This window comes from Mesorhizobium sp. M0028, from assembly GCF_040323855.1.
Taxonomy (GTDB): domain Bacteria; phylum Pseudomonadota; class Alphaproteobacteria; order Rhizobiales; family Rhizobiaceae; genus Mesorhizobium.
Genome location: NZ_JAMYVG010000015.1, coordinates 1 through 25,164 on the forward strand (window position 1 = coordinate 1; position 25,164 = coordinate 25,164).

The 25,164-nt window shown below is 62.0% G+C and carries 25 protein-coding genes and 1 tRNA gene; 10 read left to right on the top strand and 16 right to left on the bottom strand.

Annotated features, from left to right (window positions below; all coding sequences use genetic code 11):
• Nucleotides 1-424: transposase (locus NKJ93_RS23370; protein WP_352591309.1), on the bottom strand; the 424-nt coding region annotated here is incomplete at its 3' end.
• Nucleotides 425-599: 175 nt separating this feature from the next.
• The gene (locus NKJ93_RS23375; RefSeq protein WP_352591312.1) at nt 600-752 is read right to left on the bottom strand and encodes a DUF2798 domain-containing protein; all 153 of its coding nucleotides are present in this window, start codon (nt 750-752) and stop codon (nt 600-602) included.
• A gap of 270 nt (nt 753-1,022) precedes the next feature.
• Here NKJ93_RS23375 and NKJ93_RS23380 point away from each other — a divergent pair, with 270 nt between their 5' ends.
• Together NKJ93_RS23380 and NKJ93_RS23385 are read left to right on the top strand one after the other, a co-directional pair.
• On the top strand, nt 1,023-1,706 hold the full coding sequence (locus NKJ93_RS23380) for a PadR family transcriptional regulator (protein ID WP_352491496.1): 684 nt from the start codon (nt 1,023-1,025) through the stop codon (nt 1,704-1,706).
• Nucleotides 1,707-1,818: 112 nt separating this feature from the next.
• Nucleotides 1,819-2,109: an HlyU family transcriptional regulator gene (locus NKJ93_RS23385; protein WP_023719334.1), complete on the top strand. Its 291-nt coding sequence runs from the start codon at nt 1,819-1,821 to the stop codon at nt 2,107-2,109.
• An 8-nt stretch (nt 2,110-2,117) separates the two neighbouring features.
• Here NKJ93_RS23385 and NKJ93_RS23390 read toward each other — a convergent pair whose 3' ends face one another.
• From NKJ93_RS23390 to NKJ93_RS23400, 3 genes are all read right to left on the bottom strand, one after another.
• A complete protein-coding gene (locus NKJ93_RS23390) occupies nt 2,118-4,694 on the bottom strand; it encodes a polynucleotide kinase-phosphatase (RefSeq protein ID WP_352591315.1) in 2,577 nt (858 codons plus the stop codon).
• Nucleotides 4,691-6,073, bottom strand: coding sequence for a 3' terminal RNA ribose 2'-O-methyltransferase Hen1 (locus NKJ93_RS23395; RefSeq protein WP_352591318.1), 1,383 nt, complete (start codon nt 6,071-6,073; stop codon nt 4,691-4,693). The genes NKJ93_RS23390 and NKJ93_RS23395 overlap by 4 nt, the downstream gene beginning before the upstream one ends.
• Before the next feature lie 129 nt (nt 6,074-6,202).
• The gene (locus NKJ93_RS23400; protein WP_023719333.1) at nt 6,203-6,847 is read right to left on the bottom strand and encodes an FMN-dependent NADH-azoreductase; all 645 of its coding nucleotides are present in this window, start codon (nt 6,845-6,847) and stop codon (nt 6,203-6,205) included.
• 109 nt (nt 6,848-6,956) lie between these two features.
• On the opposite strand from NKJ93_RS23400, the gene NKJ93_RS23405 reads away from it, so the two are divergent.
• Complete coding sequence (locus NKJ93_RS23405) at nt 6,957-7,913, top strand: LysR family transcriptional regulator (RefSeq protein WP_023719332.1); 957 nt, start codon at nt 6,957-6,959, stop codon at nt 7,911-7,913.
• Here the strand turns inward: NKJ93_RS23405 and NKJ93_RS23410 are convergent.
• A complete protein-coding gene (locus NKJ93_RS23410) occupies nt 7,873-8,472 on the bottom strand; it encodes a TetR/AcrR family transcriptional regulator (protein ID WP_023719331.1) in 600 nt (199 codons plus the stop codon). The two genes, NKJ93_RS23405 and NKJ93_RS23410, sit on opposite strands and share 41 nt — an antisense overlap.
• Before the next feature lie 66 nt (nt 8,473-8,538).
• Here NKJ93_RS23410 and NKJ93_RS23415 point away from each other — a divergent pair, with 66 nt between their 5' ends.
• A complete protein-coding gene (locus NKJ93_RS23415) occupies nt 8,539-8,964 on the top strand; it encodes a VOC family protein (RefSeq protein ID WP_352483190.1) in 426 nt (141 codons plus the stop codon).
• Here the strand turns inward: NKJ93_RS23415 and NKJ93_RS23420 are convergent.
• Nucleotides 8,961-9,911 carry a S1C family serine protease gene (locus tag NKJ93_RS23420; RefSeq protein WP_352591321.1) on the bottom strand — a complete coding sequence of 317 codons (951 nt, stop codon included), beginning with the start codon at nt 9,909-9,911 and terminating at the stop codon, nt 8,961-8,963. The two genes, NKJ93_RS23415 and NKJ93_RS23420, sit on opposite strands and share 4 nt — an antisense overlap.
• 175 nt (nt 9,912-10,086) lie before the next feature.
• On the opposite strand from NKJ93_RS23420, the gene NKJ93_RS23425 reads away from it, so the two are divergent.
• Both NKJ93_RS23425 and NKJ93_RS23430 read left to right on the top strand, forming a co-directional pair.
• Complete coding sequence (locus NKJ93_RS23425) at nt 10,087-10,959, top strand: S1C family serine protease (protein ID WP_352591324.1); 873 nt, start codon at nt 10,087-10,089, stop codon at nt 10,957-10,959.
• 7 nt (nt 10,960-10,966) lie between these two features.
• Nucleotides 10,967-11,599, top strand: coding sequence for a helix-turn-helix transcriptional regulator (locus NKJ93_RS23430; RefSeq protein WP_023719327.1), 633 nt, complete (start codon nt 10,967-10,969; stop codon nt 11,597-11,599).
• Nucleotides 11,600-11,606: 7 nt separating this feature from the next.
• On the opposite strand, the gene NKJ93_RS23435 is transcribed toward NKJ93_RS23430, so the two are convergent.
• Entirely contained in the window at nt 11,607-11,996 is a 390-nt protein-coding gene (locus NKJ93_RS23435) for a type II toxin-antitoxin system VapC family toxin (RefSeq protein ID WP_023719326.1), read from the bottom strand.
• Nucleotides 11,993-12,259: a type II toxin-antitoxin system VapB family antitoxin gene (locus NKJ93_RS23440; RefSeq protein ID WP_023719325.1), complete on the bottom strand. Its 267-nt coding sequence runs from the start codon at nt 12,257-12,259 to the stop codon at nt 11,993-11,995. Before NKJ93_RS23440 ends, NKJ93_RS23435 begins: the two co-directional genes overlap by 4 nt.
• Nucleotides 12,260-12,457: 198 nt before the next feature.
• Between NKJ93_RS23440 and NKJ93_RS23445 the strand changes: the two genes are divergently transcribed.
• Nucleotides 12,458-13,324, top strand: coding sequence for an SDR family oxidoreductase (locus tag NKJ93_RS23445; RefSeq protein WP_352494950.1), 867 nt, complete (start codon nt 12,458-12,460; stop codon nt 13,322-13,324).
• 54 nt (nt 13,325-13,378) lie between these two features.
• Here NKJ93_RS23445 and NKJ93_RS23450 read toward each other — a convergent pair whose 3' ends face one another.
• Together NKJ93_RS23450 and NKJ93_RS33665 are read right to left on the bottom strand one after the other, a co-directional pair.
• The gene (locus NKJ93_RS23450) at nt 13,379-13,894 is read right to left on the bottom strand and encodes a TIGR00645 family protein (RefSeq protein ID WP_352591327.1); all 516 of its coding nucleotides are present in this window, start codon (nt 13,892-13,894) and stop codon (nt 13,379-13,381) included.
• Nucleotides 13,895-14,131: 237 nt separating this feature from the next.
• Nucleotides 14,132-16,330, bottom strand: a complete 2,199-nt coding sequence (locus NKJ93_RS33665; protein ID WP_502904405.1) for an OmpA family protein — start codon at nt 16,328-16,330, stop codon at nt 14,132-14,134.
• 224 nt (nt 16,331-16,554) lie between these two features.
• Between NKJ93_RS33665 and NKJ93_RS23465 the strand changes: the two genes are divergently transcribed.
• Nucleotides 16,555-17,001, top strand: a complete 447-nt coding sequence (locus NKJ93_RS23465) for a YcgN family cysteine cluster protein (protein WP_023719321.1) — start codon at nt 16,555-16,557, stop codon at nt 16,999-17,001.
• Between the two features lie 247 nt (nt 17,002-17,248).
• A complete protein-coding gene (locus NKJ93_RS23470) occupies nt 17,249-17,608 on the top strand; it encodes a hypothetical protein (RefSeq protein WP_352591335.1) in 360 nt (119 codons plus the stop codon).
• A gap of 135 nt (nt 17,609-17,743) precedes the next feature.
• Here NKJ93_RS23470 and NKJ93_RS23475 read toward each other — a convergent pair whose 3' ends face one another.
• Entirely contained in the window at nt 17,744-18,454 is a 711-nt protein-coding gene (locus NKJ93_RS23475) for an SIMPL domain-containing protein (protein ID WP_352591338.1), read from the bottom strand.
• Nucleotides 18,455-18,625: 171 nt separating this feature from the next.
• On the opposite strand from NKJ93_RS23475, the gene NKJ93_RS23480 reads away from it, so the two are divergent.
• Nucleotides 18,626-18,701: transfer RNA gene (locus NKJ93_RS23480), tRNA-Ile, on the top strand.
• Between the two features lie 21 nt (nt 18,702-18,722).
• Here the strand turns inward: NKJ93_RS23480 and NKJ93_RS23485 are convergent.
• The 4 genes from NKJ93_RS23485 to NKJ93_RS23500 all read right to left on the bottom strand — a co-directional run bounded on the left by NKJ93_RS23485 (nt 18,723) and on the right by NKJ93_RS23500 (nt 24,864).
• Nucleotides 18,723-19,940 carry a tyrosine-type recombinase/integrase gene (locus NKJ93_RS23485; RefSeq protein WP_352548196.1) on the bottom strand — a complete coding sequence of 406 codons (1,218 nt, stop codon included), beginning with the start codon at nt 19,938-19,940 and terminating at the stop codon, nt 18,723-18,725.
• A gap of 670 nt (nt 19,941-20,610) precedes the next feature.
• The gene (locus NKJ93_RS23490; protein ID WP_352591341.1) at nt 20,611-21,924 is read right to left on the bottom strand and encodes an HlyD family type I secretion periplasmic adaptor subunit; all 1,314 of its coding nucleotides are present in this window, start codon (nt 21,922-21,924) and stop codon (nt 20,611-20,613) included.
• Entirely contained in the window at nt 21,899-23,668 is a 1,770-nt protein-coding gene (locus tag NKJ93_RS23495) for a type I secretion system permease/ATPase (protein ID WP_352591518.1), read from the bottom strand. Before NKJ93_RS23495 ends, NKJ93_RS23490 begins: the two co-directional genes overlap by 26 nt.
• A 395-nt stretch (nt 23,669-24,063) precedes the next feature.
• A complete protein-coding gene (locus tag NKJ93_RS23500) occupies nt 24,064-24,864 on the bottom strand; it encodes a M10 family metallopeptidase C-terminal domain-containing protein (RefSeq protein WP_352548198.1) in 801 nt (266 codons plus the stop codon).
• Nucleotides 24,865-25,164: the final 300 nt, after the last annotated feature.

Consider the following 25,164-nt stretch of genomic DNA (forward strand, 5'->3'; position numbering starts at 1 on the left):
GCCGCATCGTCGCCTCGCTCACCGTCGAGGCCGAGAAAGAGTGGCCGCACAATTCCTCCGTCACCGCCTTCACCTTGCGGGTCGAGACGCCCTGCACGTACATCTCGACCAGCGCCGACACCAATGCCTTCTCCGAACGCTGGTAGCGCTCAAACAACTCCGTCGAGAACCGGCCAGCCCGATCCTGCGGAACGCGAAGCTCCAGCACCCCGACCCGCGTCACCAGCTTGCGTTCGTAATAGCCGGACCGGTAACTCGTCCGCTCCGCCGTCCGCTCGCCTTTCTCGGCCCCGATCGCCTCCGTCATCTCGGCTTCAAGAACCTCCTGCACGACACTCTGCAATGCCTGGCGAAAGCCGTCCTCATCCGACAACAGCAACGCTTTCAACTCGCCTCTGCTCAGTCTAACGTCTCGATTGGTCATGGCACTTCCCCTTCCACGGGAATCGGTGATCGCAACGTCACCACCGTGCCATGGCCGCTCGGCCCTCAGAGCAAGCCCCGTTCTCTCTCCAAAACTTTTTGCAGAACCTTCAGCACACTATCACCGCCGGCAGCACTGGCAGCAGCGTCGGCCAGCCAGGACAGGCCTCAAGCCGTCAGCCAAGTGGCCACATGTCGGGCTGGAAGCCAAGGCTTTTCAGTGTCGAGATGAACGACACGATGAACGTCGTCAACAACGACAGCACCAGCGGGTCGAGCACGGCGGCATAGCGCACAGGCAGCCTGCTGCGCGGGGTTTTCATGGTCATTTGGATTTCCCTGAAGCATCCGGTTCGTCGCCTTGCACCCATTCGCCGGTATTGTCGGCGTAACTGCCCGGAACGACCGGGGTGGATGCGTTGCTTCACGTCAGACGCTTACGGAGCGGCCTTCGGCCCTCATGCACCGTCTAGCTGCCCTCGCTGGCGAACTCAATCCTGCTGGTGCCATTTTCAGATACATCGTAAGATATATCTTGACTCGGCCGTGGCGGGCACTTAGTTGAGATATATCGTAAGACATAACTCAAGGAGCAGACAATGCACAAAGACAATCATTTCAGCCATCATCGTTTCGGCGAACGCGCCGAGCGCGTCTTCATGCATATGGCCGGCAAGTTCGGCGGACGTGGCGGCGGCTTTGGCCCGTTCGGGCATGGCATGAGAGGCGGCGGACGCGGCGGGCCGGGCGACATGTTCCGCGCCGGCCGCATGCTGGCCGACGGCGATCTCAAGCTGATCACGCTGTCACTGCTGGCCGAGGCGCCGCGGCACGGCTACGACATCATCAAGGCGCTGGAGGAGCGCACCAGCGGCGTCTACAGCCCGAGCCCCGGCGTGGTCTATCCGACGCTGACCTTCCTGGAGGAGGCCGGCTACGCCGTTTCTGCGGCGGAAGGCAACAAGAAGGTGTTTTCAATCACCGAGGCTGGGCAGGCGCACCTCAACGAAAATCGCGAGATGATCGACCACGTGCTCGAACATCTCGAGCGCTTCGGCCGCAAGATGGCCAAGGCGCGCGACTGGTTCGGCTGGAACGATGACGGCGACGGTGGCCGGCGCGGCCGCGGCCGCTCGGAAAAGCGCGACGAGTTTCGCGCCGTGCGCCACCGGCTACGCGCCGCGCTCGGCGAGATCGTCGATGCGCCTGAAGCAAAGCAGGCCGAGGCAATCAGCATATTGGAAGCTGCCGCGGAAGCCCTGGAAGCACTGACGCGCGACTGACCTCTAACGGCAAGCCGCAGGCGGCCCTTGCCGGTCCAGCCAAGGACCGGTACTGAAAATCATCCTGCGTCGCGCTATGTGGTGCAGGATGATTGCCGTTGGAGGATACCCCATGTCTTTTCTGAAGCGTCTTTTCGGCGGAGGCAACGAAGCCGCCGAGCCAAAGACAGCGGCGCCTGTAAAGCAGATCGAGCACAAGGGATTTTTGATCAGCGCCACGCCCTACAAGGCGGAGGGCCAGTACCAGACCTGCGGCGTGGTTTCGAAAGAGATCGACGGCGTGATGAAGGAGCACAAATTCATCCGCGCCGACCGCTTTGCCGGGCTTGATGATGCCGTCGACATCTCGATCAAAAAGGGCATCCAGCTGGTCGACGAGCAGGGCGAAAAGATCTTCGGATAGATCGGCTACTACAGCCTTGGGTCGATTGGCTCGCTTTCCAACGCCAGCACGGCGAAGACACACTCGTGAACCCGGCGTAGCGGCTGCTTGGCGACAAATCGCGTTAGCGCTTCGTGGCCAAGCGCGAACTCCCGGAACGCCAGGCTGCGCTTGCCGGCCAGGCCGCGTTCTCGGAGGCGGATGAGATTGTCGGGTGCATCATATTCGGGACCATAGATGATGCGCAAATATTCCGGGCCGCGGACCTTCAGCGCCGGCTGGATGAGCCCCTTCTCGCCACGGCTGACGAAGTCGCGTGGTTTGACCACCATGCCTTCGCCGCCTGAGCCGGTCAGTGCTTCCCACCAGGCGACGGCCTCGGCACACGCGCTGCCGTCGGCGAGGTCAACCATACGCCATCGAGTCGGCGTGACCACGCCGCCACGGGCAGCCAGACGGTCCGCGAGCGACATGTGCCAGACATGGTCCTGGTCAAACCAAACACGTCCCTCGCTGGCCAGCAGGTGGAAAGGCGCGGCCTTAAGGTCCTCGACGCCCGAAACTGGCCATACGTAGGGCGCCCAGGCGGTGGCGTATTTGGCTGCGCGGACGGCCCGGTCTTCAAGGCGTGCGTTCAGGCCGGCTGCATCGACGCCGCGCGCCATCGCACGGGCCAGCGCCTCGTTGCTGGCCTTGAAACCGGCGGCAGAGGATATCGCCACAGGCGCATACTGGCTTTCGATCAGACTGCCGGCCTTGGCGGACCAAGGCATTATCTCGGCGTCCAGCAGCAGCCAGTCGCTGTTCAATTCCTTCCACAGATCCGCCGCGTCGACCTCGGTGCGAAGACGGGCGAGCAGGTCCTCCGTCATGGCACTGTCATTGAAAAAGGAGCGTCCGGTGCGGGTCCAGATTGCGCCGGTTTCGTCGCCAGGGACCCCGAAGCGGCTGCGTGCCGCCTGCGCGTTCCGGCAGAGCGCGATCACTGCCCGCGAACCCATGTGCTTCTCCTCGCACACGATCTGCGCAACGCCGCGCTCGCGGAAGTAAGCGAAGGCATCCTCCGGACGTTCCAGCCAGCCGTCCTGGCTGCTGGTCTCGGACGGCGACATGGTCGGCGGCAGATAGATCAGCCATTGCGGCGAGAGCGCGAAGCGGCTCATCACCTCCAGTGCTGCCGACGCGTTCTCCTCGGCCACGACAATCCGGCCCCTCAGTCCGGTCTCGATCCAACGGCGACCGGAGACATCCTGATAATCGAGCACGCCGTCGGCGTCGGCCTGTGCCGATTTACCGGGACCGGACCCGCCCAGCGGACGTATCGGCTCCGACCAGGTCTCGATTGCCGGCACCTCGACCAGTTCGCGTTCCGGCCAGCGCAAGGCCGTCAGCTTGCCGCCGAATACGCATCCGGTGTCGATGCACAGGGTGTTGTTGACCCATTCGGCCGATAGCGTGGGCGTATGTCCATAGATAATGCCCGTCTTGCCACGATAGGCCGCAGCCCAGTCGGCACGGACGGGCAGCCCGAACTCGTCGGTCTCGCCTGTGGTCTCGCCGTACAGAGCGAACTCGCGCACAGCGCCGGAACCGCGTCCGATCATCTCTTCCTTGAGGCCGGCATGGGCGACGGCGAGGCCTCCGCCATCGAGCCAGACATGGCTGCGCAGGCCGTCGAGAAAGGCCGGCAGCGCCTCGCGCAGGCCTCGGTCCTGTGCATTTAGCTGATCGACAGTCTGCTGGAGGCCGTGAGCGACCGTGACCTTGCGGCCTTCTAGCCAGCGGCTGAGTTTGCGTTCATGGTTGCCCTGGACACAGTAAGCCGTTCCAGCCGCGACCATGCTCATGGCAATGCGCAGCACGTCGGGCGAGTTGGGGCCGCGATCGACGAGGTCGCCGACAAAGACGATCTTGCGGCCCTCTGGTGGAACCACGGTGACCATTCGGTCGCCCTGATGCTCAGACCAGGCGACGCTGTAGCCCAGTCGAGCGAGCAGGATATGAAGCTCATCCGAACAGCCATGGATGTCGCCAATGATATCGAACGGGCCATGGTCGTCGCGCTTATCGGTCCACAGCGGCTGTCGCGACACCTCGGCCGCGTCGATGCTGGCCTCGCTGGTAAGCTTCCAGACCTGGCGGAAGCCCTCGCGTTGGAGGCCGCCAAGACCCTTGCGGACCTCGGTTGTCATGCGCCGGGCGACCCCGGCGCCGAACTGCCGGTCGGCTCGCACCGCATTGCGTGCGACGCACACCTCGACGCCTGGATCGAGGACCACGGCGACGGGCAAAGCGTGCCACTTGCGCGCCAGCTCAATCCAGGGCTTGCGGTCGGCGGCTCGCACATTGGTGGCATCGATGACGGCCAGCCTGCGGTGTTTGAGCCGCTTGCCGGCTATTTCGCGAACCAGATCGAAGGCATCCGCAGAGACGTCCTGGTCGGTTTCGTCGTCGGAGATCAGCGCCCGGCACTGGTCCGAGGAGATAATCTCAGTCGTCAGGAAATGCCTGGCCGCGAAAGTCGACTTGCCCGATCCGGTCGAGCCGATCAGCACGACGAGGGCGAAGTCAGGAATGGTGAGGTTGGTCTTATCAGGTTCTCTCATCGGGTGAACACTGCCATCTGGGTGGGGGCGCCGAGGGTCGGGTCCTCGGCTCCGATACCGCTGAAGGTGGCTGCATAGCCATAGATCTCGCCGATTTTGGCCGCCCAGGCTTGGAACTGAGCCCGGCTCCATTCGAAACGGTGATCGGGATGGCGAAATGCGCCAGGGACCAGTCTTGGAAACAGAGCGTTGTAGTCCGCATTCGGAGTGGTCACAATGACGGATTTGGGCGCCGTCTCACCGAAAACGATGCGTTCGACCAGGGGCAGCCTGTCCTCGTCGAGATGCTCGATGACCTCGACCAGAACGGCGACGTCGGCTGCGGCCCAACGGCTGTCGCGGTAGGTCAGCGATCCATGCAGCAGCGTGACCCGGCCCTCGGGCGGCCCGCCTAATTCGTTCAGCTTGAGACGCTTTGCGGCCCATTCCAGTTCGCGCGCCGCCGGATCCAGACCGAACAGCTTGTGAATCCATCGCTCGCGCACCAGCCTGTCGAGCAGCTTGCCTTCACCGCATCCCAGGTCCGCAACCGTGGTTGCACCCGTTGCCTGGATGGCTCGGACAACAGCTTCCATGCGCAGATCGTTGAGCCGGATCGGCGTCTCCAGCGCTTCCTCAGGTGTGACACGCAGTTCGGGCGGCAAAGTCTCCCTGGCCGTTTCAGGAACCAGTCGTTCCAGAGCGATGCGGGCCAAGGCACCGCGGTTGCGCAAGTATCGGCGAACTATCAGGTCCTTGGCGGGATGTTTTTCCAGCCAGCCCTCTCCCTTGGACAGCAGCTTGTCGACCTCTGCTTCGCCGACCCAATAATGCTTGGCATCGTCCATCACCGGGATCAGTACGTAGAGGTGGTTCAACAAGGCGCTGAGCCGGCCCGTGCCGGTCAGCTTCAGATGGCCGTACCGGGACTCGCCTGCACCAGACCCGATTCCCTCGATTGGCGTCAGATCGACTGTCCAGCCCAAGGGTTCGAACAGGCTTCGAACCAGAGCCTCACCGCCGCGCATCGGCAGTGGAGTCACGACTGCCTCCAGCGGCAGTTCGCCGCTAGCCAGTTCCTGGCGCTCCTTTGACATTCCGGTCATCGCCGTCCGCAGCATTTTGTTTAGCGCCACGGACAGGAAAGACGATGCCGCGTAAGGCCGGTCGTTCACATATTGGTCCAGCAAGCCTTCCGCCCGCCCCTTGCCGCGCACTAGCCCTATCGGGTCGACATCGAGCAGGAGTGCTGCCTCGCAACGCTCTTCGGTCGCTTCGGGATAGAATAGCCACCCTTTGCCAAAGGAGAGGTCGGTCTCGTGCAAACGATCGGGATGCTTGTGCAGCAGGAAACCGAGATCGGTGGCCGGACGGTGCGTTGTGGCAACGGACAGGAACATCCGCGACCGATAGCGCAGACAAGCGGAATAACCGATGGCAGTTGTTGGCCCACCACAATAGGTTGTCGCCAACGACAGCAAGGGCAGGCACCGAGCGCCTGCCCTTGTTCAATTCAAACGATGCTGGCTTTACGCCGCGGCGGCGACGCGCTCGGCGCTTCCGGTTGCAGCCACAATGGCGTCGACCTTGGTCGAGGCCTTGGCCAGCGCTGCTGCTACCGCATCGGCGCCCATGCCGACTCCTTCGATGCGGATGACCTCCACATCGGTCATGCCGAGAAAGCCGAGCACGCTGCGCAGGTAGGGAATGGCATGATCGAACTGCACGGCCGCACCTTCGGAATAGATGCCGCCCGAGGCCAGCACGATATAGACTTTCTTGCCGGTGACGAGGCCTTTCGGGCCAGCATCGCCATAAGCAAAGGTTTTGCCGGAGCGGGCGACGTGGTCGACCCAGGATTTCAGCGTCGACGAGATGTTGAAGTTGATGAAGCCAGTGGCGAGAATGACGGTGTCGGCCGCAAACAGCTCGTCCAGTACAGTATCGGAAACGCCGACGACCTCAGCCTGGCGCTGGGTGCGCGCTTCGGCCGGCGTATAGATGCCGGTCGAATAGTCGGGGTCGATATGCGGCAGCGGGTTGGCGACGAGGTCGCGGGCGACAAGCTTGGCCGAAGGATCGGCGGCAAGCAGTTTGTCGGCGAGTTCGTTGGCGACGCGGGTCGAGTGCGAGGCGGCGCCGCGTGGGCTGGATGTGACAAGAAGGATGGACATGGTGACTCTCCAGGGTTGGATTAAAATCTCCCGCCAAATATGTGTGCGCAGACCCATTTGAAAAACTGGTATATTTTGTATATGATCCATCTAAATTGTGGATTGAAAGATGCAGCCCAACCCGACGCTTGACCAACTGCAGATCCTGGTTGCGGTGGCCGACACCGGTTCCTTCTCGGCTGCCGGCCGTAAGCTCAACCGCGCGCAGTCGGTCATCAGCTACGCCATTGCCAACCTCGAAGCGCAGCTTGGGCTGAAGCTGTTTGAGCGTGAGGGCACGCGTGAGCCGCAACTGACCGATGTCGGCAAGGCGACGCTGGAAGATGCGCGGCGCATGGTCGGCGTGCTGCAACGCATCCGCTCGCGTATCGACGGATATCGGCAGGGATTGGAGGCGGAAGTTGCGCTGTCGGTCGACGTGACGCTACCGTCGCCGGTGCTGGTTCGGGTGCTAAAGGCATTCGAGGTGCAGTTTCCGGCCGTGACACTGCGTCTGCATATCGGCTCGCTTGGCCTTATCCTCGATCATGTTGTCCGCGGACAGGCCGATCTCGGCATCGGAGGGCTTCTGGGCGAGGCGGACGTGAATCTGCTGCGCATCGGTTTCTTCTCCCTGGTGCCGGCCGCAGCGCCTGATCACCCGCTGGCGCTGCTGCCCAGACCAGTGGCGCTGGAGGATGTCCGCGAACACATCCAACTGGTCGTCTCGGACCAGTCCGAGCGTACGCGCGGGCGCGACTATGGCGTCTTCGCCTACCGCACTTGGCGGCTGACGGATGTGCGCACCAAGCACGTGCTGATGCGCGAGGGGCTGGGCTGGGGCGGGCTGCCGCGATGGCTGATTGCCGATGATCTGGCGAACGGCCGGCTCGTCGAACTCGATCTCGAGCCTTACAGCGAAGTCCGCTCGCCGCTTTATGCCATGCACCGCGCCGATCGCAGCCCGAAACCGGCGGCCGCCTGGCTGATCGATCAGTTCAAGCGCCAGCTTGGTTGTTTCAACGAATTCGAGCCGGGTGAGGTGCCTAAGGAGGAGCCGGAGACAGACCGTCGATCAGCGCGATGAGAACGGCGCGATAGTCCTCGATCGATGCTCCAGCTTCAATGGCGAGCGCTGCGCGGTCGAAGGCAGCGGCGAGCAAAGCGGTCAGAGCTTCCACAGGCAATCTCGTCATAGAGTGCGAGCGCATCGCGGCAACAAGGCCCTCACGCAGCGAACGGTTGCCATGGCGATTGTCGATCGCATCCATGGCGGCGCGGCCGAGCACGGCGGGGCCATCAAGCAGCAAGAGCCGAGTTCGGCCGGGGGCGCGCATGGCAGCCAGATAGGCATCCGAGCCGGCAATCAGCGCATCGCGGGCAAATAGCGAAGGCGGCGACGCGCGTTCGATCTCTTCCGCCACGGCTTGCGCCTCCTGTTCGACCACAGCGGCAAACAGCGCCTGTTTATCTGCAAAGTGATGATAAAGCGCGCCGCGCGTTACGCCGGCAGCGGCGACGATCTCGGGTGTGCTGGTCTCGGCATAGGATTTTTCGGTGAACAGTTTTCGCGCCGCGGCGATGAGCTCGGCGCGTGTCGCTTCGGTGCGATCACGGTTGGAGCGGCGAGCGGATCGCTGTTGCATACATTCAGCCTGTATGTTAGTTACATTTACATGCAGATTGTATGTTGTTCGCCGGGAGAAGGAAAGATGAGGACGACGAGCTATTATCCGGTGCTGATGACGGGCGATGTTGCCGGCACTGCAGCCTTTTATGTCGCGCATTTCGGCTTCAAGCCGCTGTTCGAGGCCGACTGGTACATCCATCTGCGCTCAGCCGAAGATCGCCGCGTCAACCTCGGCATCGTCCAGGGCGATCATGAGACGATCCCGGAGGAGGGGCGGGGCCGCGCGTCTGGCGTGCTGATCAATTTCGAGGTCAGGGACCCGGATGCCGTCTATGAGCGGATCACCGCCGCCGGCCTGCCGATCCTGCTAACGCTGCGCGACGAACCCTTCGGCCAGCGCCATTTCATCACCAAGGATCCCAACGGCGTGCTGATCGACGTGATCAGGCCGATCCCGCCGAGCCCGGAATTCCTGGCGCAATATGCGCAGGGTGCTGCAGCGAGCTAGCTTGCCCTCGCCAACGGCATCACCGTGACCTGGGCAATGCCGGAGCGGCGCACCACCGTGCACAGTGTCTCGCGGCCGATGCGCTCGGCGTCGAGCATGCGCACAAGATCGTCGACGCCGGTGACCGGGCGGCCGTCGATGGCGGCAATAATGTCGCCTTCCCTGAGACCGGCCTTGTCCGCCGGGCTGTTCTTCTCGACGCTGCGCAGGCGCACCGCCGTGATGCTCGACACTTGCGACAAGAGTGCTGCGCGGCGCGGCAGGTTGGTGGTGTCGGCGGAAACGCCGATGAAGGCGCGGCGCACGCGGCCGAAGCGGATGATCTCCGAGATGACGAAATTGGCGGTGTTGGAGGCAACCGCGAACGCGATGCCTTGCGCTCCGTGGATCATCGCGGTGTTGACGCCGATCACCTCGCCGGCCGAGGACACCAGCGGTCCGCCGGAATTGCCGGGGTTGAGCGCGGCGTCAGTCTGGATGACGTCGTCGATCAGCCGGCCGGTGGAGGCACGCATCGAGCGGCCGAGCGCCGAGACGACGCCGGTGGTGACGGTCCATTCGAAGCCGAGCGGGTTGCCGATGGCAATTGCAATCTGGCCGCGCCTCAAACGCTTGGAATCGCCAAGCGGCGCAACGTCGGCAAAGTTGCCGTCGGCGCGCACCAGCGCAATGTCGGTGTCGGGGTCGCGGCCGAGCACGCGGCCTTCCCTGGAGGCGCCGTCCGGCATCGACACGCGCACACTGCGCGCATCGCCGACGACGTGGAAGTTGGTGACGACCAGCCCGTCCGGCGCGATGACGAAGCCTGAGCCATGGCCGCCCGGGCCACCGACACGCTCGATGCGGCAGACGGCGGGCCCGATGCGGTCGACGGCATCGGCGACCGTCGCCGAATAGGCATCGAGAAGGGCATCGTCATATTGCAATTGCTGGGCGGGCAGGGCCATCTGCGGGGCTCCGTAGCTTTTGGAACAAGATGAACAATGCCTATATGTGCGGAGCGGCCGGACCGGCCGCGACCTGACCAGATGGCCAGTCAAACGCCCAACTAGCCGTCAGGCGAGTATCCGCCAACGCCCTGCCGGGCGATATCTGGGTCACGAGGAACCCAGGAGACAAATCATGAGCGATTTCAATCTGAGCACATTTTCCGACGCCATTGCCGACATCGCCGCAGCCGCGGCTCCAGCGACGGCCAGCTTCGCGACGCACCACCACCGCACGTCTACCGCTTTCCACTGGCAGGACGACTATTTCGTCACTGCCGAGGAGGCGGTCGAGGCCGGCGAGGAGATCGAGCTGACGTTTCCTTCGGGCGAAACCGTCAAGGCCGAGCTGGTCGGCCGCGACCCGTCCACCGGCACGGCCGTTTTGAAACCCACCGGCGCACCAAGCGTGCCGTCCCTGGTGAAGGCGGATGCAGTGCGGCCGGGCAATCTGGCGATCGTCGCGGGCAATAGCGACGGCACCTCGCTCGCTACCTTCGGCACGGTCGGCGAGGTCGGCCCGGCCTGGCGTTCAATGCGCGGCGGCACGATCGACCGGCGCATCAACCTTGCCGTCAATGCCGGCGGCCGTTTCGAGGGCGGCCCTGTGCTCGACGCCAAGGGCGGACTGATCGGCATGCTGCTGTTCGGGCCACGCCGGCGGGCGCTGGTCATGCCTTACGAAACGATCGAGCGGGCAGTCACGACGCTGCGCGAGAAGGGTCATGTGGCGAGGGGCTATCTTGGTGCCGGCCTGCATCCGGTCCGCAATGGTGATACACAGGGCGCCATGGTGATGAGCCTTGACGATAGCGGCCCGGCGAAAGCCGCCGGTCTCAGTCTCGGCGACATCATCGTATCGTGGAACGCAGAGACGGTGCATGGCCCGCGCGAGCTGATCCGCAAGCTCGGGCCGGACAGCGCCGGTGCCTTGGTGACACTCGGCGTGGTGCGCGGCGGCGAGAACCGTGAGGTCTCACTGACCATCGGTGAAAAACCACTGAGCTGAGGGATAGATGGTAAGCGGTGAGGTCGCTGGCAGACGGCTGACGGTGCTGATCGTGCTCCGTGACGTCGAGCGCGCGCGAAGTCTGTCCGCGGCTCTCGCTGCGACCGATGACCTGCAGCCTTTTCTGGCGGGCGAAGTCGACGGGCGTTGGGCGGCGGATGTCGCCATCGTCGATGATCATGGGGTGCAAGGCGGGCTCGTCGACGCCGCTATGCCTCGAGTGCTGCTATCGTCGCGAGCGGCCGGGGAGCGGCCGGCCGATACAGTGTTTGCCGTGCTGCCGGTGGCAGCGGACGACGTGCTGATCGCCGCTGCGGCGCGGCTGGCGGCGGCTGGCTACCGGATTTCGCGTGACAGCCACGCTCTGTCAGACGGGCACGATTTTACCTTTCATGACAGCGACCGGTTCGACGAGGAACCGAGTAACGAGCAAATCGTCCGGCCGACGCTTTCGCCGCGCGAAAGCGAGGTGCTGGCACTGCTCGCCGAAGGCGCGCCCAACAAGGTCATCGCGCGGCGGCTGAACATCTCCGTGCATACGGCGAAATTCCACGTCGCAGCGATCCTGACGAAGCTCGGTGCCGCCAACCGCACCGATGCGATCGCCATCGCCATGCGGCAGGGCCTGGTGCTGGTCTAGCCGTGGATCAAACAGCCGGTTCGATGTCGGTCAGCCGGAAATCGTCACCCTTGAACAGCAACGGCATGGCTTCGATACGTGCCGCAGCATAGGCAATGCAGTCGCCGAAGTTGAGGGCGGCCGGATGCCGGCCCTTGCCATAGCGCAGGAACGCCTGACGAGCGACCGCGGCGTGGTCGGCCGTGAAGGGGATCGTCTCGATCGAGGCGGTGCGCAAAAAAGTTTCGAAGCGATCGATAATCTGGTCCTGCCAGCGGCCGACGAGCACCATTGTCGTTTCAAGCAGTGTCGGTGCCGGAAGCAAACGTCTTTCAGCCTGGGTGATCGCCAAAACGAAGCGGTCGTAGCCCGGCTCCGTGCGTAAAATGGCGACCAGCGCCGAGGAATCGATGATCATCGCGTCGGGATACCCAGTTCGTCATAACCGAGAATTTCATCGTCGCTCATCGCGTCTTTGCGCTCCGGTATTCGTGCAGCTCGTTCCGCAATCGCCATCAGACGTTGAAAAAGGTCACCGGTCTCGTCGCGCGGCACAAGCCGCTCGCGCGCAACCTCGCGCTCGAGGCTTTGACGGATGGCCTCCGTCACCGATACCTGGCGCCGGCGGGCGAGCTCACGTGCCAGTTGCTCGACTGCCATATTCTTGATCGATAAGGCCATTTATATATTCTCCCTTTTCGTATAGAATATATACCAACTTGCCCGACAGATTCAACGCGCGCTCCCGCGAAATCCACGACCCTCCGTAGCGTCACACCACCGCTGCGGGTTAAGGGCGCTTGTATCCGCCGGCGGTGCAGGCAAGGATCGCAAGGAGAAAAGATGGTAGAAAAGAGAGTAGCACAGGGAGGGGCGAGGATGTCGCTCAAGGGAAAGACGCTGTTCATCTCTGGCGGGTCACGCGGCATCGGGCTGGCGATTGCGCTGCGCGCCGCGCGCGACGGCGCCAATGTGACGATCGCGGCCAAGACCGCCGAGCCGCATCCGAAGCTGCCGGGGACGATCTACACAGCGGCGCAAGAGATCGAGCGGGCCGGCGGCAAGGCGCTGCCGGCGCTGTGCGACATCCGCGATGAAGCGCAGGTCGCCGAAGCCGTCGCCAAGACCGTGGAGACGTTCGGCGGCATCGATATCTGCATCAACAATGCCAGCGCCATCCAACTCACCGGCACGCTGGAGACCGACATGAAACGCTACGACCTGATGCACCAGATCAACACGCGCGGTACTTTTCTCGTCTCCAAAATGTGCATTCCACACTTGAGGTTGGCGGAAAATCCTCACATTTTGAATCTGGCGCCGCCGCTCGACATGAAGGCCAAATGGTTCAAGAACCATGTCGCCTACACGATGGCGAAGTTCGGCATGTCGATGTGCACGCTGGGCATGAGCGCCGAGTTCGCCAGGGACGGCATTGCGGTCAATTCGCTATGGCCGATCTCGACCATCGACACGGCGGCGGTGCGCAACCTCCTGGGCGGGGCGACGGTGGCGGCGATGAGCCGTTCGCCCGACATCATGGCCGATGCCGCACACGCCATCCTGGTCAGGCCGTCGCGCGGGGCAACCGGTAATTTCTACATCGACGAAGAAGTGCTGCGCGCCGAAGGCGTCAGCGATTTCTCAGCCTATGCGCCGGGCGCGACAGGCCCGCTCGCCGGCGACTTTTTTGTGCCGGACGAGGTGTTCGAGCGGACTGATACCAAAATCAAAGGTATTTACTGACGGAAAGCATCTAGCTGACAGGCGTATCTCTTAAAGACCGGCACAGACGCGTGCTCAGCCTTCGGCTTTCTTGGCTTTGCCAAGACCCATCAGCCGGTCGATATAGGCAAGCATCAGTGCCGACAGAACGAAGGCCAGATGAATGATGGTCAGCCACATCAGCTGGTCGGTCGTGTAGGAGACCGAGTTCAGGAAAACCTGCAGGAGGTGGATCGAGGAGATGGCGACGATTGTCGAGGCGACCTTGACCTTCAGCGAGCCGACATCGATCGTGCCCAGCCAATGCACCTTGCCGTCATTTTCATCGAAGCGGCTTACGAAGTTTTCGTAGCCCGAGATGATCACCATCACCACCAGTGAGGCGACCAGCGCGGCGTCGATGAGGCCGAGGATCTTCAGGATGGTATCGGTGTCGTCGAGCGTGAAGGCCACGAAGACGAACTCGAACAGCTTCTTGCCGAAGGACACGGCATAGATGGCAAGCGCCGCGCCCAGTCCGAGATAGAAGACGACCAGCAGCCAGCGCGAGGCGAGAATGATCGATTCGATGGCGAGTTCGAGGCGCTTCATGCGGCGATTCCGGGCTCCGTTGTCGGAGTGCCGTATTTCGGGCAGGCTGCGGCGGTTTGCAAGGTTCTAAAAAACGAAACCCCGCCGGGGAGGGGAACCGGCGGGGCTCGTGTGTCCCGCTGGAGTCGGGACGGGGCAGGGACGCCCTTTCCAAAATTTGGGATTGGTGACCTCGCGTTTCAAGATTGGTGACCGCGCGATTCAATGGTTGATCGGATCGCGCGGTTCACATTCCGCTTATTGGGCGCTGGCCACCGGCGCCACCAGCGAGGTGATGCGGCGGATGGCGACGCGGCGGTTCTCACGGTTGGGTCCCGACGTGTCTACCTTGAGATACTCCTCGCCATAGCCCTGTGTCGTCAGGTTCTCCGGCGGGATGCCGAAGGCATTGGTCAAGGCTTCGGCGACTGCCTCGGCGCGGCGGTCGGACAATGCAAGGTTCGCTTCCGGCTTGCCGACTGCATCCGTGTGGCCTTCGATCAGGAAGGTCTCGGCCGGGTTTTTCTTCAGCAGCTTGTCCATGGCGTTGGCAACACCCTCCAGCTTCTGGACCTCGGTGTCGGAAATCGAAGCCGAACCGAATTCGAAGTTGAGCGTATCGAGGTCGATGCGGCGGGCAATGTCGCGCACGCGGGCCGAGCGTTTGACCTCGTCGATCGAATAGAGGCGCTGGACCTTCTCCACCGGCGGTCGTTCGAGGAAGGTGTAGTAGTCGTCCGGATCCTCGACCTCTTCGGAATCCAGAATGTATTCCTCTTGCGGGATGGTAAGGCGCATCGGCGGCAGGTCGTCGCCCGGGTCGCGCCAGTCTGCATCACCGTCATAGTTCCGCTCGTCGACATAGCTCAGCACATATTCGCGTCCGTCAGGCGCGATGCGTGAACGCTGGATCACGTCGCCGTAGCGGTTGCGGATGGTGACGATCCGGAAACCGTTGTCACGCTCCACGATTTCCCGGGTGCGATCGCCCGACAGGTCCTCATAATAGACATTCCTGGCGCCGCGGTGCATACGCGGGGCGTCGCTGCTTTCGACGAACGTCTGGTTGTTGAACTGGAGGATGACGCGGTCGCCGAATTCCCTGAGGACATTGGTGCCTTGCGGGCGCCGCCGACGACGAACATCCTCGAAATCGGCTGAGCGCTCGACGCGCTTGCCTTTTTCCTCGGTCACGGGAGCGATCTTTTCAGGTTTGATCTCCTGCTGCGCTGCCCGGTCGTCGGTCGGGGGCGGCCCCTGGTCGACCGGAGCCGGTTTCGAGACTTCCGCCTGGTTGCCGTTCTCCTCGACGGGCTGGTTGCCTTCCTGACCACCCGTTTTGCCGCCATTTTGGCGACCCGCGTTTTGGCCGCCTTGGTCCTTGCCGTGCCTGCGCCTGACATCCTTCTGACTGTCCAGTATGGGCGCCTCGTTCGGGTTGGCCGCGGCTTCGCCCGAAGCAGGGGGCCCACCCTCGGCGGGTGCTGCCTGTTCGCCGGTGGCGGGTTGCTCACCGGTTGCGGGCTGCTGTTCGCCTGTCACCGGCTCTTCCCCAACGGGCTTCTTGCCGCGTTTCTTCGTCTGGTCCTGGGGCTGTTCGGCTTGAGCAGGAGCGGCTTGCTTGTCGGTTGGAAGTGGCTCGGCCTGTGGGAGAGCCGGCGCCGCCTGCTGGTCCTGCTTATTCTTCCTCTTGCGCGGATTGCCCTGCTCGTTGTCGTTTGCAGGGGCAACCTGCTCGGCCGGCTGTTCAGCAGGTGCGGCTTCCTGCTGTTGCTGGTCGCGCTTCTTCCTGCGCTGCTTGAGCTGCTGCTGAACGTCGTTCGCGGGCGCAGCCTGCTCGGCCGGCTGTTCAGCAGGTGCGGCTTCCTGCTGTTGCTGGTCGCGCTTCTTCCTGCGCGGCTTGAGCTGCTGCTGATCGTCGCTCGCGGGTGCAGCTTGCTCGGCCGGCTGTTCAGCAGGTGCGGCTTCCCGCTGTTGCTGGTCGCGCTTCTTCCTGCGCGGCTTGATCTGCTGATCGTCATTCACGGGTGCAGCCTGCTCGGCCGGCTGTTCGGCTTCGATCTGCTGTTGCTGCCTCTTTTTCCTGCGTTGATTGCCCTGCTCCTCTCCGCCCGAGGGCGCGAGTTGTTCGGCGGGCGCGGATTCGGTCTGTTGCTGCTCGCGCTTGTTCCGGCGCGGCTTTTGCTCGGACTCGCCCGATTGTTCGGCGGGTGCTTCGGTTCGCTCCTGCCGTTCGCGCCTCTTGCCGGGCTTCTGTTCCGGCTCCGCCTGCCCGCCTTGGGCACAGGCTTCGGCCGACTCGCCTTCGGCGCAATTCGACTGCGCCGGGATAAGCACTGCGCTGTTCCGAGCGGGGCCGAATGCGGCGCTGCCTTGCAGCGGGAACGCGCCTAACGGCGCGGACGCCATCAACAGGCCAAGCGCCGTGCCTGCCAGAATCCGTGGTTGGCGTTTCATCATAAACACTCCTTGTGGCGTCCCATCCCTGCCCAAACTTTCAGCAACCATGTTTGGTTCCTGTTTGTAGGTCTTAGCGGTGGCACAGGGCGATTGACCGGCGTTTTGAAGGCGACTTCATGTCATTCGTATGGTCTTGGCGTATGGTCCCGGCGTATTGTTCGGACGAGGGTGCATGGGTTGCTGCGCTTGACCTTGACGCCTCCGAGGTCCACATGCCGACGATGGAAAAGCCGTTCTGGAAAACCAAGACGCTGGAGGCGATGACCCCGGCCGAGTGGGAATCGCTCTGCGACGGCTGTGGCAAATGCTGCCTGTCCAAACTCGAAGACGAGGACACCGGAGATATCTACTGGACCAGCGTCGGCTGCCGGCTGTTCGACGCTGGAAGCTGCCGCTGCTCCGATTATACCAACCGGCTGGCGCGTGTTCCGGATTGCGTCGGGCTGACGCCGCAGAATGTGCGCACCATCAGCTGGCTGCCCAAGACCTGCGCTTACCGGTTGGTTGCCGAGGGCCGCGATCTCTATTGGTGGCACAGGCTGGTGTCGGGAAGCGACGAGACTGTGCACGAGGCCGGCATCTCGATGCGCGGCCGGGTCAGCGCCAGCGAGACGGAGCTTGCCGAGCCGGAGGATTATTTCGACCATATGCTTGCAGACGAGCCTTAGGATTTACTCCGGAATCGAGGACCCAGAACCGACAGCAAAACGGACGTTGCCTATCCGCCCATGCCGGTCCACCCTATGTAGGACCGCCGTCCATAGCACCGGTTCCGGAAGCGAGAGACTATCCCGGTTCTGCCGCATGAACCGGAGATGAACGGCCGGTTCGCAAAAAATTCAGACAGGCGGGTGCATTCTCCTCCCATCGGTTCGACGAAAACGGGTGGAAACCCTCAAACAAGGAGAGAAGACAATGTTCAACACCATCAAGACGGCGGCTCTTTCGGCTCTTGTCGGCCTTGGCACGCTTGCTGCCATCCCAGCCCATGCAGAGAGTATCTATCTCGGTTTCGGCAACAACCAAGATCCGCGCGTCGGCGTCTATACCGGCGACGAAGATGATGGTTACTATCGCGAACACCGCCGTGAGCGCAACTGGCGCCGCTCCTGTTCGCCGGAGCGTGCCCTCGACAAGGCCGAACGTATGGGCCTGCGTCGCGCCCGCATCGTCGACATCAACCGCCGCACGGTCAAGGTCGCTGGCCGCCAGTACGGCGACCGCGTGGTGATCGTATTCGCCAACGAGCGCGGTTGTCCGATTATCTATCGCTAAGCCCGTCGAAGCTTTGCGGCCGGCGTCTTTCAGCCGGTAAAGTAGCGGAGCCTCTTTCCGCCAGGACGGAAAGGTGCGGCTCGAAAACCCCGGAGGATCGGTCCTCCGGGGTTTTTCATGCGCTGCGATCGACGATCACTTCAGTTCGAAAGTCACCGTCACCTGCGCGGTATAGGAATTCTCGCCGGCCTGCACGGGGACCGATGCGCCGGCCGCATCGAAAGCCTTGGCGTCGATTGGCATCGGCGGCGGTGCGAAATTCTGGTCGGTGATTTCCAGAACCCGGCCGATGCCGACGCCGGCCGCTTCGGCCAGCGTCTTGGCCTTGGCCATGGCATTGGCGACGGCCTTCTTGCGCGCTTCAGTGACGGCTGCCGCCGGATCGTCGTTGGAGAAGGAGATGCCGCCGCCCTGGTTGACGCCGAGCGACACCGCCTTGTCGAGAATGTCGCCGGTCTTGTCGATGTCGCGGATGCGCACCGAAAGCGTGTTGGTCACCTGATAGGCGACAAGTTCGGCCTCCTGGCTGCCGTCGGGCTTGTTGGTGTAGTTATAGCGCGGGTTGATCTGGATGCCCGCGGTCTGCAGGTCGCGCTCCTTGATGCCGGACGATTTCATTGCCGCGATCACCGCGGCCATGGCGTCGTTATTGGCATCGAGCGCGGCACGCGCCGTCTTGGCCTCGCGCATGACGCTGAGCGTCAGCAGAGCCAGATCGGGTGCTATCGCCGCCTCGCCTTCGCCGGTGACGACGATGCGCGGCGGCGGCGGCGAATCGGCGGCGCCGGCGATCGCCGGAAATGCGATTGCGGCGGCAATCGCCAGTGGCAAAATACGTCTGGTCATGAAATCTCCTCGATCTGCGATCCCAAGACTGCCGAGTGTCGAGCGGCTCCAATGGGGGACGTGCAATAGGTTATCAATATGGGCTGATTTGGGCGGTCTCGGCCAGCCCCCTCGGAAAGCCGCTCTGAAAGCCTTGTGCGGTTCAGGGAAAAACACTAATCCAACGCCGTGGGGCCTGTAGCTCAATGGTTAGAGCCGGCGGCTCATAACCGCTTGGTTGGGGGTTCGAGTCCCTCCGGGCCCACCATTGGCTTTTGTGGCCGTTGATTTAATTGGATTTTTTGGCCATTTTTGTCCCACCTCTTTCAACCCCCTCAGAAAGTGGGACAATTTTGTTCTCTTTTCGATCGATAACCAGCAGGTATTTCGCCGCTCTCGCTACCTTCCGGCGACGCGCTTTCTTGATGTAGTGGTCGGGCTGCTGGTACGTAGTCCACCCATATATCGCCTTCAGCTGCTCGTGCGTCGCGCCGTTCTCAGCGGCGATCGTCGCGCCGGCCTTGCGAATTCCATGAGCACTGCAGTGCGGCAGCTCAGCTTGATCACACCACTGGCGCATCTTGTTGCCCAGACCGTTCTCCGAGAACGGGCGACCATACTCATTGACCAGGAAGGTCATCTGGTCGGAGGGCGTGTGCTCAAGTTCCGCCTCTAGTTCGGGCAGAAGCGGGAGCTCCACCAACACCGCATCCTTGTTACGACTGGTCTTCCCAGGCTTAATTCTGATCCAGTTCTCCCACTGCTCGGTCTCCTCGTTGTAGACGAGCGTGATGTGCTGTCGACCGAAGATCGCGACGTCGGACAACCGCAGGCCAGTAAACATGAAGATCGAGAGCGCACGTCTGGCTGCGGTACCCAGCGGATGCCGCTTCTCATATTGAACGATCTCCGACACGTCCCATGGGTGCCAGCCGTCGCCGCTCTTTAGCCGTCTGATGCCGCGGGCGGGATTGGAGTCGACGCCCGGAATCTCTGTGTCCTTTGCCCACTCAAACATCGCGCTGATGGCTTTTACGATATTGTTTGCCGCGCCAAGGGCGTCGAGCCTGGTGTCCCTGATCTCCTTAACATGAGACCGTTTCATACCGGCGAATGGCAGAGATCCCTTGGTGGGATACTGAGGATCCGGGTCACCTTCGAGGGGATGAGGTAATTCGCATACGCGCTCCAGAATTGCTCGTCGGCGCGCCATAGTGTCTTGGGTGATTTCCGTGCCGCCCCGACGGTAATACTCCTGGCAAAGCCACAGCAACGTGCCTTTCTTCGCTGGCTCGGAAGGCTTGGGGAGGCGCCGGCAAATCTCGGGAAGAGTGCCGGGCCGAACATAAGTGACCTCGGCGCGCGCGCACCGCAGTTCCTCGAGGAACTCGTCGCTGCCGGTCGGTTCACGGAGCCGGACCTTCTTCCGACCCGGTGCGCGAAAATAGTACCGATCATTGCCGTGGCGATCAGTGTCCTTCACTACGCCCTTAAGATCGATTTTCACGGGCTCATCCGTCATGTTCGTGGTTTTCGATCCCAAGGATTGTCTAGTGGCGGCGAATCTTCGTCAAGCTTTGGTGCTCCTCCGATTTGGCGGTGAGGGAGCTTTCGAAAGGCCAATACAAGTTCCTCGACGTCCCAAACAATGCGCCCCTTGCTCGGCATTCGTGGCTGGGGCATCCGGCCGTCCTGGACCATTTCATCAAAGGTCGTTGAGCTTACGCCGATGAACGTCGCAGCCTGCTCGCGATTGATTCCTACCGGCGGGAGCGAGGGCGGCAAGACGCTCGGGGTGCGTAGCATCGGTTTAGCGCGTTGAAAGCGCGTTTTTGACGCCTGCCTGTCTTCCTATGTACCTGTCCGAATATGGCAGACGCTCAATCATGTCCTAGCCCTGTGCTTGCAGGCTCACCCTAGGTCTCCAGACCTCAGGATCGCTCAAGACACCGGACTCTTTTCCAGCCTTTGTGTACGATGATGGGTATCTTAATGCGCTCGAGGCCAAGAACTGAATGGGCGGCGACTTGCAAGGGCAAAATGACCGCGGAACCACGTATCTGAGTCAGAGGCGCAATCCAACTGAGGAAAGTATGGCTGTGTTTTCAGACGGTTATGACTCTCATGCATGCGTAACAACCAACAAGAATACCAACAAAATGTTTCTGTGGTTACTTTCATTCCTCATGGAATGCGCGACTGATTTGGTCCGACAGCGGCTTCACAAAATAAGAAAGCGCCGTACGCTCGCCCGTCTGGATCATCGCTTCGGCCGGCATGCCGGGCACGAGCGTCAGGTCCTTGAGCTTCGTCAGTTCCGCATGCGGAACCGACAGACGCACCAGGTAATACGAAACGCCGTTTTTTTCGTCCGTCGCCAGATCGGCTGCGATCCGGCTGACATATCCGTTCAATACCGGCGTGGTCCTCAGATTGAAGGCTGACATCCGCAGCACGGCCTTGTGACCAAGCTGGATTTGGTCGATGTCCTTCGGGGTGATTCGTGCTTCAAGCGCAAGATCGTCGCCTTCCGGCACGATTAGCATAATCGGATCGGCGGGCGTGATCACTCCTCCGACCGTATGAACTGCGAGTTGTTGAATGGCGCCTGACTGCGGCGCGACAATATCGATCCGTCGCAGTTCCTGTTCAGCCGCCACCTTGCGCTCAACATACTCCCCAACCTGCGCCTGAACCTCTCTGAGCTCCTGGCCGACTTCCGTCTTGAAATCCGGATCGATCTGCAGGATCTGCAGGCGCGTTTCGGCTATGCGGGCTGCCGTCTGTGCCTGATGTGCAATCTTCTCACCGCGTTCGCCGCCGAAAGTGGCAACCTGCGTCTTCAGGCTGTTCAAGCGTTGGTCCGAGACAATGCCTTGGTCGCGCAGCCCACTCAGGGCAGCAACTTCCTTTTGGAGAATCTCGGTGCTTTTCTCAGAAGCGATTTCCTGCGCCTTGAGCCCCTCGATCTCGTGCTCATATTGAGTGATGCGTTCCGCTAGCTGCGCCTGCCTTCCGTCGCGGGATTGTCTGCGGAATTCGAACAGCCGCGTCTCGCCATGTACTGCCGAAGCTACGTCCGGAACATCTCTGCGGGCGAGCAGCCAGTCCGGGAAGGCGATCTCCGCCAGATCGTCACGCTCAGCTTCGAGTCGTGCCAGGTTGGCGGCCAGCTCATCGAGCCGCTTGGTGACTACAGCGAGAGTGGCGCGCGTCTGGGTGGCGTCGAGCCGCATGAGGATGTCGCCGGCTTTTACTTTATCACCTTCGCTCACCAGGATTTCTCCCACCACCCCGCCGGTCGGGTGCTGCACCGTCTTCACATAGGAATCGACGACAAAGTGTCCGGACGCAACAACCGCGCCGGAGAGATTCGTGAAGGCCGCCCAGGCTCCGGCTCCTCCCACAAAGATCACGCTCGCCAGCAGGCCCGCCACCAGGTGCCGGCGAATGGAGCTGGAAACGTCATTGTTCTGATGAATGCCGGACACCGGGATCCTCCATGTCAGCGCGCTCGTTATCCTGTGTAGACTCGATGGCCTTGACCCCAGCGCCTGATGCCATCGCTGCCCCCTTAAGGACTTTGGAAAGCGCTTCATCACGCGCACCGAATGCTCGCTGCCGTCCACCTTCCATCACCAACACCAAATCCACGGCGCGGATGGCGCTCGGCCGATGGGCAACGACAACCGCAATCCCCTTGCGCTCGCGCACGGAGGCGATCGCCTTAACGACCGCAGCCTCGCCTTCCGCATCGAGATTGGCATTGGGTTCATCCAGCACAACAAGGAAAGGGTCTCGATAAAGAGCACGGGCAAGACCGATACGCTGGCGCTGCCCGGCGGAAAGTGCCGATCCGGCCTCACCAATCGGAGTTTCGTAGCCGTGCTCAAATCGGAGGATCAGTTCGTGCGTGCCCGCTGCCTTCGCCGCGGCGACAATAGCCTCAGGGTCAGGATCGTCTTCAAAACGAGCGATGTTTTCGGCAATGGTGCCGTCGAACAGTTCAACACCTTGCGGCAAATAGCCGATATGACGGCCTAGCGCTTCCCGGTCCCATTGATCGAGGCTTGCGCTGTCGATGCGAACCTTTCCGGCGACCGGCGCCCATGCGCCGACGATGGCGCGCGAGAGTGTCGACTTGCCCGAACCCGATGCACCGATGATCCCGAGTGCGCTTCCCGCCTGAACGGCAAACGCAAGGCCGGTCACGGTCGGCTTCCTTTCGCCGGGCGGAACGATTGTCACGCCTTCGAGGCGGAGTTCGCGTTCAGGTGCAGGCATTAGCATAACAGGAGCGGTTTCAGGAACCTTTCCCAGGAGGTCCTCCAGCCGCGCCCAACCCTGGCGCGCCATGAGGAAGGGTTTCCAGCTTGAAATGGCCAGATCGACCGGAGCCAGCGCACGCCCCATCGTGATCGAACTGGCAATCATGACCCCGGCCGTAGTCTCCTGCCTGATGACAAGGTACGCGCCGACGGCAAGAATGGCCGATTGCAGCAGCACGCGCAGCGACTTTGAAATGCCACCCAGCCCACCTGCCACGTCCCCGACTTTCCGGTTGGCGGCCAGATACTTGGCATTGGCCTTGTGCCATCGGGCAGCGATCCGCTTTGCGAGACCGAGAGCTTGCACGACCTCGGCATTGCGGCGCGCTGCTTCCAGTAGACCATTGCGTACCATGTTGTGGTCAATGGTATCGCGTATCGGCCCTTGCGAGAGAGTGTTGGTAAGGAGTGTCAGAGATGTGAGACCGATCGCTCCGATAAGTGCCGTCATGCCGATCCAGAAATGAAAGAGGAAGCAAATGCCAAGATAAAGCAGCATCCATGGCAGATCGAAGAACGCTGTCGGGCCGTTTCCACCTAAGAATCCGCGAACATTGTCGAGATCGCGTAGCGGCTGCAAGCCGTCGCCCGGCATGCGCGTTAAAAGCGGAAGGCGAACGATCGCATAGTGAACGCGTCCGGAAAACTGTTCATCGAAACGCTCGCCAATCCGCAGCAGCACGCGGGCGCGCAAAACGTCGAGCAGGCATTGGAACGCATAAAGCCCTGCAGCAAGCACGACGAGCCCCACTAGCGTCGATACGCTGCCACTTGCCAGAACGCGGTCGTAGACCTGAAGCATGAACAGCGGCGAGATCAGCGCAAGCACGTTGACCACGCCGCTGATCAACAGAATTCCCCAAATAGCGGAAGTTAGAGGGAAAGGTCTCAAAGCTGAATCCTTCAAGGAATGGTTACTCACGTAGGTCTCCGTGAGGATCTGGCGACCCAGCTCCCTATATTGCTCCCCGAGCGGCAACCGACTGCATCCGCTCGCTGATTCAGGATCAGTGCTCCCGCCGAATGTGTTTGGTTTGGCATCTAATGGAGCGGGTCAACAACAACACCGTCCGGCTGAAGGTTTGGAAGGGCAACGTCATCGTGGCCGGCCGCAAGGGCCCGAACAGGCTTCCGCCTCCACGCCTTCAGGGAGATTTCGGTGTACGACCAGCGCGACGTGCAGGGCTTCGTCAAGCTGTACACGCTGCGACTGCTCCCGGGCGCCCCGGCCCATCGCAAGTAGCGGAAACGGAAAGCGCCCGCCCAGGGGGGCGGGGCGCTGTTCCGTATGGGTTTTCTGGATCAAACGAAGGTGAAGTCCGACGCGGTCAGGCCTAGGTCGGCCACGGTGACCACACCGCCCAGGTGGGCGAACTCATGCGCGCTGTCGTCGGCGGTGACATAGGCCAGAGTTGCGACTCTGTCGGTGTAGCTGCTTTGGTAGACAATGATGTCGCCGGCGTGCTCGCCGGAGATCGCACTCGCGGCTTCAGAAGCAGAGTTGAAAGATTCGCCAGTGATTACCACGACGTGTTCGCCGTTCGCACCCGAGGCCGCACCACTGTAGAAGCTGCTCACCGGGTAGCCGGACTGTATGCTGGCGTTGTTGACGAAGTTCGCGCCAAAACCGTCGTTGTAGAGGCCCACCGCATCGAAGGCGAACTTGTCCTCCGCCGGGTTGAAATCGGTGATAGTGGTAATGTCCGGCTTCGACCCGACACTCGGGTCGACCCCAGGCACCGGATTGTGGAACTGGAACACGAACGTGTCATTGTCGGTGCCCCCGGTCAACCTATCCTGGCCGTCACCCACGTAGAGGACATCCTGGCCGGGACCGCCGCTGAGCCTGTCATTGTCCTCACCGGAGATGCGCGCGTTGAAGCGGCCGTTGTCGCCGGAGAGATCGTCCCAGCCATCTCCGCCGAAGATGCGGTCGTTACCCTTGCCGCCAATGGCTCGGTCACTGCCCTGGCCAGCCGAGATCTCGTCGTTGCCGGCACGACCGTCAATCCAGTCATTGCCCTGGAAACCCTCCATCCAATCTTCAAGCTCGGTGCCGAGGAGTGTTTCGGAATCCGGGCCACCCTCGATAATCTTTGCCATCAAAAATACTCCTAATGATGCACCCTGCCTGACGCGTTTCATATTCCTCATCGGATAATTAGAGAAATCGATTGCTTGGATAGACACACATTTACGAGATGGATGCACTCACGTTCACTTCGCCCTTCTGCTGAGCAGTTGCGGGCTCGCTGGCGGCCGGGAAGCTGGTCGCCCAAGCAATCGATCTGAAGATTCGACACTCAAACCGGACCAGGACAACACTTCGTAACGGGGCCGTCCTGGTTGGGCCCCAAACGTCTCTCTATTTGCTCGACGCCGGCATACCCGCACCTTGAGCGC

Coding starts and splice junctions, on each gene's coding strand:
- NKJ93_RS23375 (WP_352591312.1), bottom strand. CDS start 752: ATGACCATGAAAACCCCGCGCAGCAGGCTGCCTGTGCGCTATGCCGCC.
- NKJ93_RS23380 (WP_352491496.1), top strand. CDS start 1,023: ATGCACAAAGACAATCATTTCAGCCATCATCGTTTCGGCGAACGCGCC.
- NKJ93_RS23385 (WP_023719334.1), top strand. CDS start 1,819: ATGTCTTTTCTGAAGCGTCTTTTCGGCGGAGGCAACGAAGCCGCCGAG.
- NKJ93_RS23390 (WP_352591315.1), bottom strand. CDS start 4,694: ATGAGAGAACCTGATAAGACCAACCTCACCATTCCTGACTTCGCCCTC.
- NKJ93_RS23395 (WP_352591318.1), bottom strand. CDS start 6,073: ATGTTCCTGTCCGTTGCCACAACGCACCGTCCGGCCACCGATCTCGGT.
- NKJ93_RS23400 (WP_023719333.1), bottom strand. CDS start 6,847: ATGTCCATCCTTCTTGTCACATCCAGCCCACGCGGCGCCGCCTCGCAC.
- NKJ93_RS23405 (WP_023719332.1), top strand. CDS start 6,957: ATGCAGCCCAACCCGACGCTTGACCAACTGCAGATCCTGGTTGCGGTG.
- NKJ93_RS23410 (WP_023719331.1), bottom strand. CDS start 8,472: ATGCAACAGCGATCCGCTCGCCGCTCCAACCGTGATCGCACCGAAGCG.
- NKJ93_RS23415 (WP_352483190.1), top strand. CDS start 8,539: ATGAGGACGACGAGCTATTATCCGGTGCTGATGACGGGCGATGTTGCC.
- NKJ93_RS23420 (WP_352591321.1), bottom strand. CDS start 9,911: ATGGCCCTGCCCGCCCAGCAATTGCAATATGACGATGCCCTTCTCGAT.
- NKJ93_RS23425 (WP_352591324.1), top strand. CDS start 10,087: ATGAGCGATTTCAATCTGAGCACATTTTCCGACGCCATTGCCGACATC.
- NKJ93_RS23430 (WP_023719327.1), top strand. CDS start 10,967: ATGGTAAGCGGTGAGGTCGCTGGCAGACGGCTGACGGTGCTGATCGTG.
- NKJ93_RS23435 (WP_023719326.1), bottom strand. CDS start 11,996: ATGATCATCGATTCCTCGGCGCTGGTCGCCATTTTACGCACGGAGCCG.
- NKJ93_RS23440 (WP_023719325.1), bottom strand. CDS start 12,259: ATGGCCTTATCGATCAAGAATATGGCAGTCGAGCAACTGGCACGTGAG.
- NKJ93_RS23445 (WP_352494950.1), top strand. CDS start 12,458: ATGTCGCTCAAGGGAAAGACGCTGTTCATCTCTGGCGGGTCACGCGGC.
- NKJ93_RS23450 (WP_352591327.1), bottom strand. CDS start 13,894: ATGAAGCGCCTCGAACTCGCCATCGAATCGATCATTCTCGCCTCGCGC.
- NKJ93_RS33665 (WP_502904405.1), bottom strand. CDS start 16,330: ATGAAACGCCAACCACGGATTCTGGCAGGCACGGCGCTTGGCCTGTTG.
- NKJ93_RS23465 (WP_023719321.1), top strand. CDS start 16,555: ATGGAAAAGCCGTTCTGGAAAACCAAGACGCTGGAGGCGATGACCCCG.
- NKJ93_RS23470 (WP_352591335.1), top strand. CDS start 17,249: ATGTTCAACACCATCAAGACGGCGGCTCTTTCGGCTCTTGTCGGCCTT.
- NKJ93_RS23475 (WP_352591338.1), bottom strand. CDS start 18,454: ATGACCAGACGTATTTTGCCACTGGCGATTGCCGCCGCAATCGCATTT.
- NKJ93_RS23500 (WP_352548198.1), bottom strand. CDS start 24,864: ATGGCAAAGATTATCGAGGGTGGCCCGGATTCCGAAACACTCCTCGGC.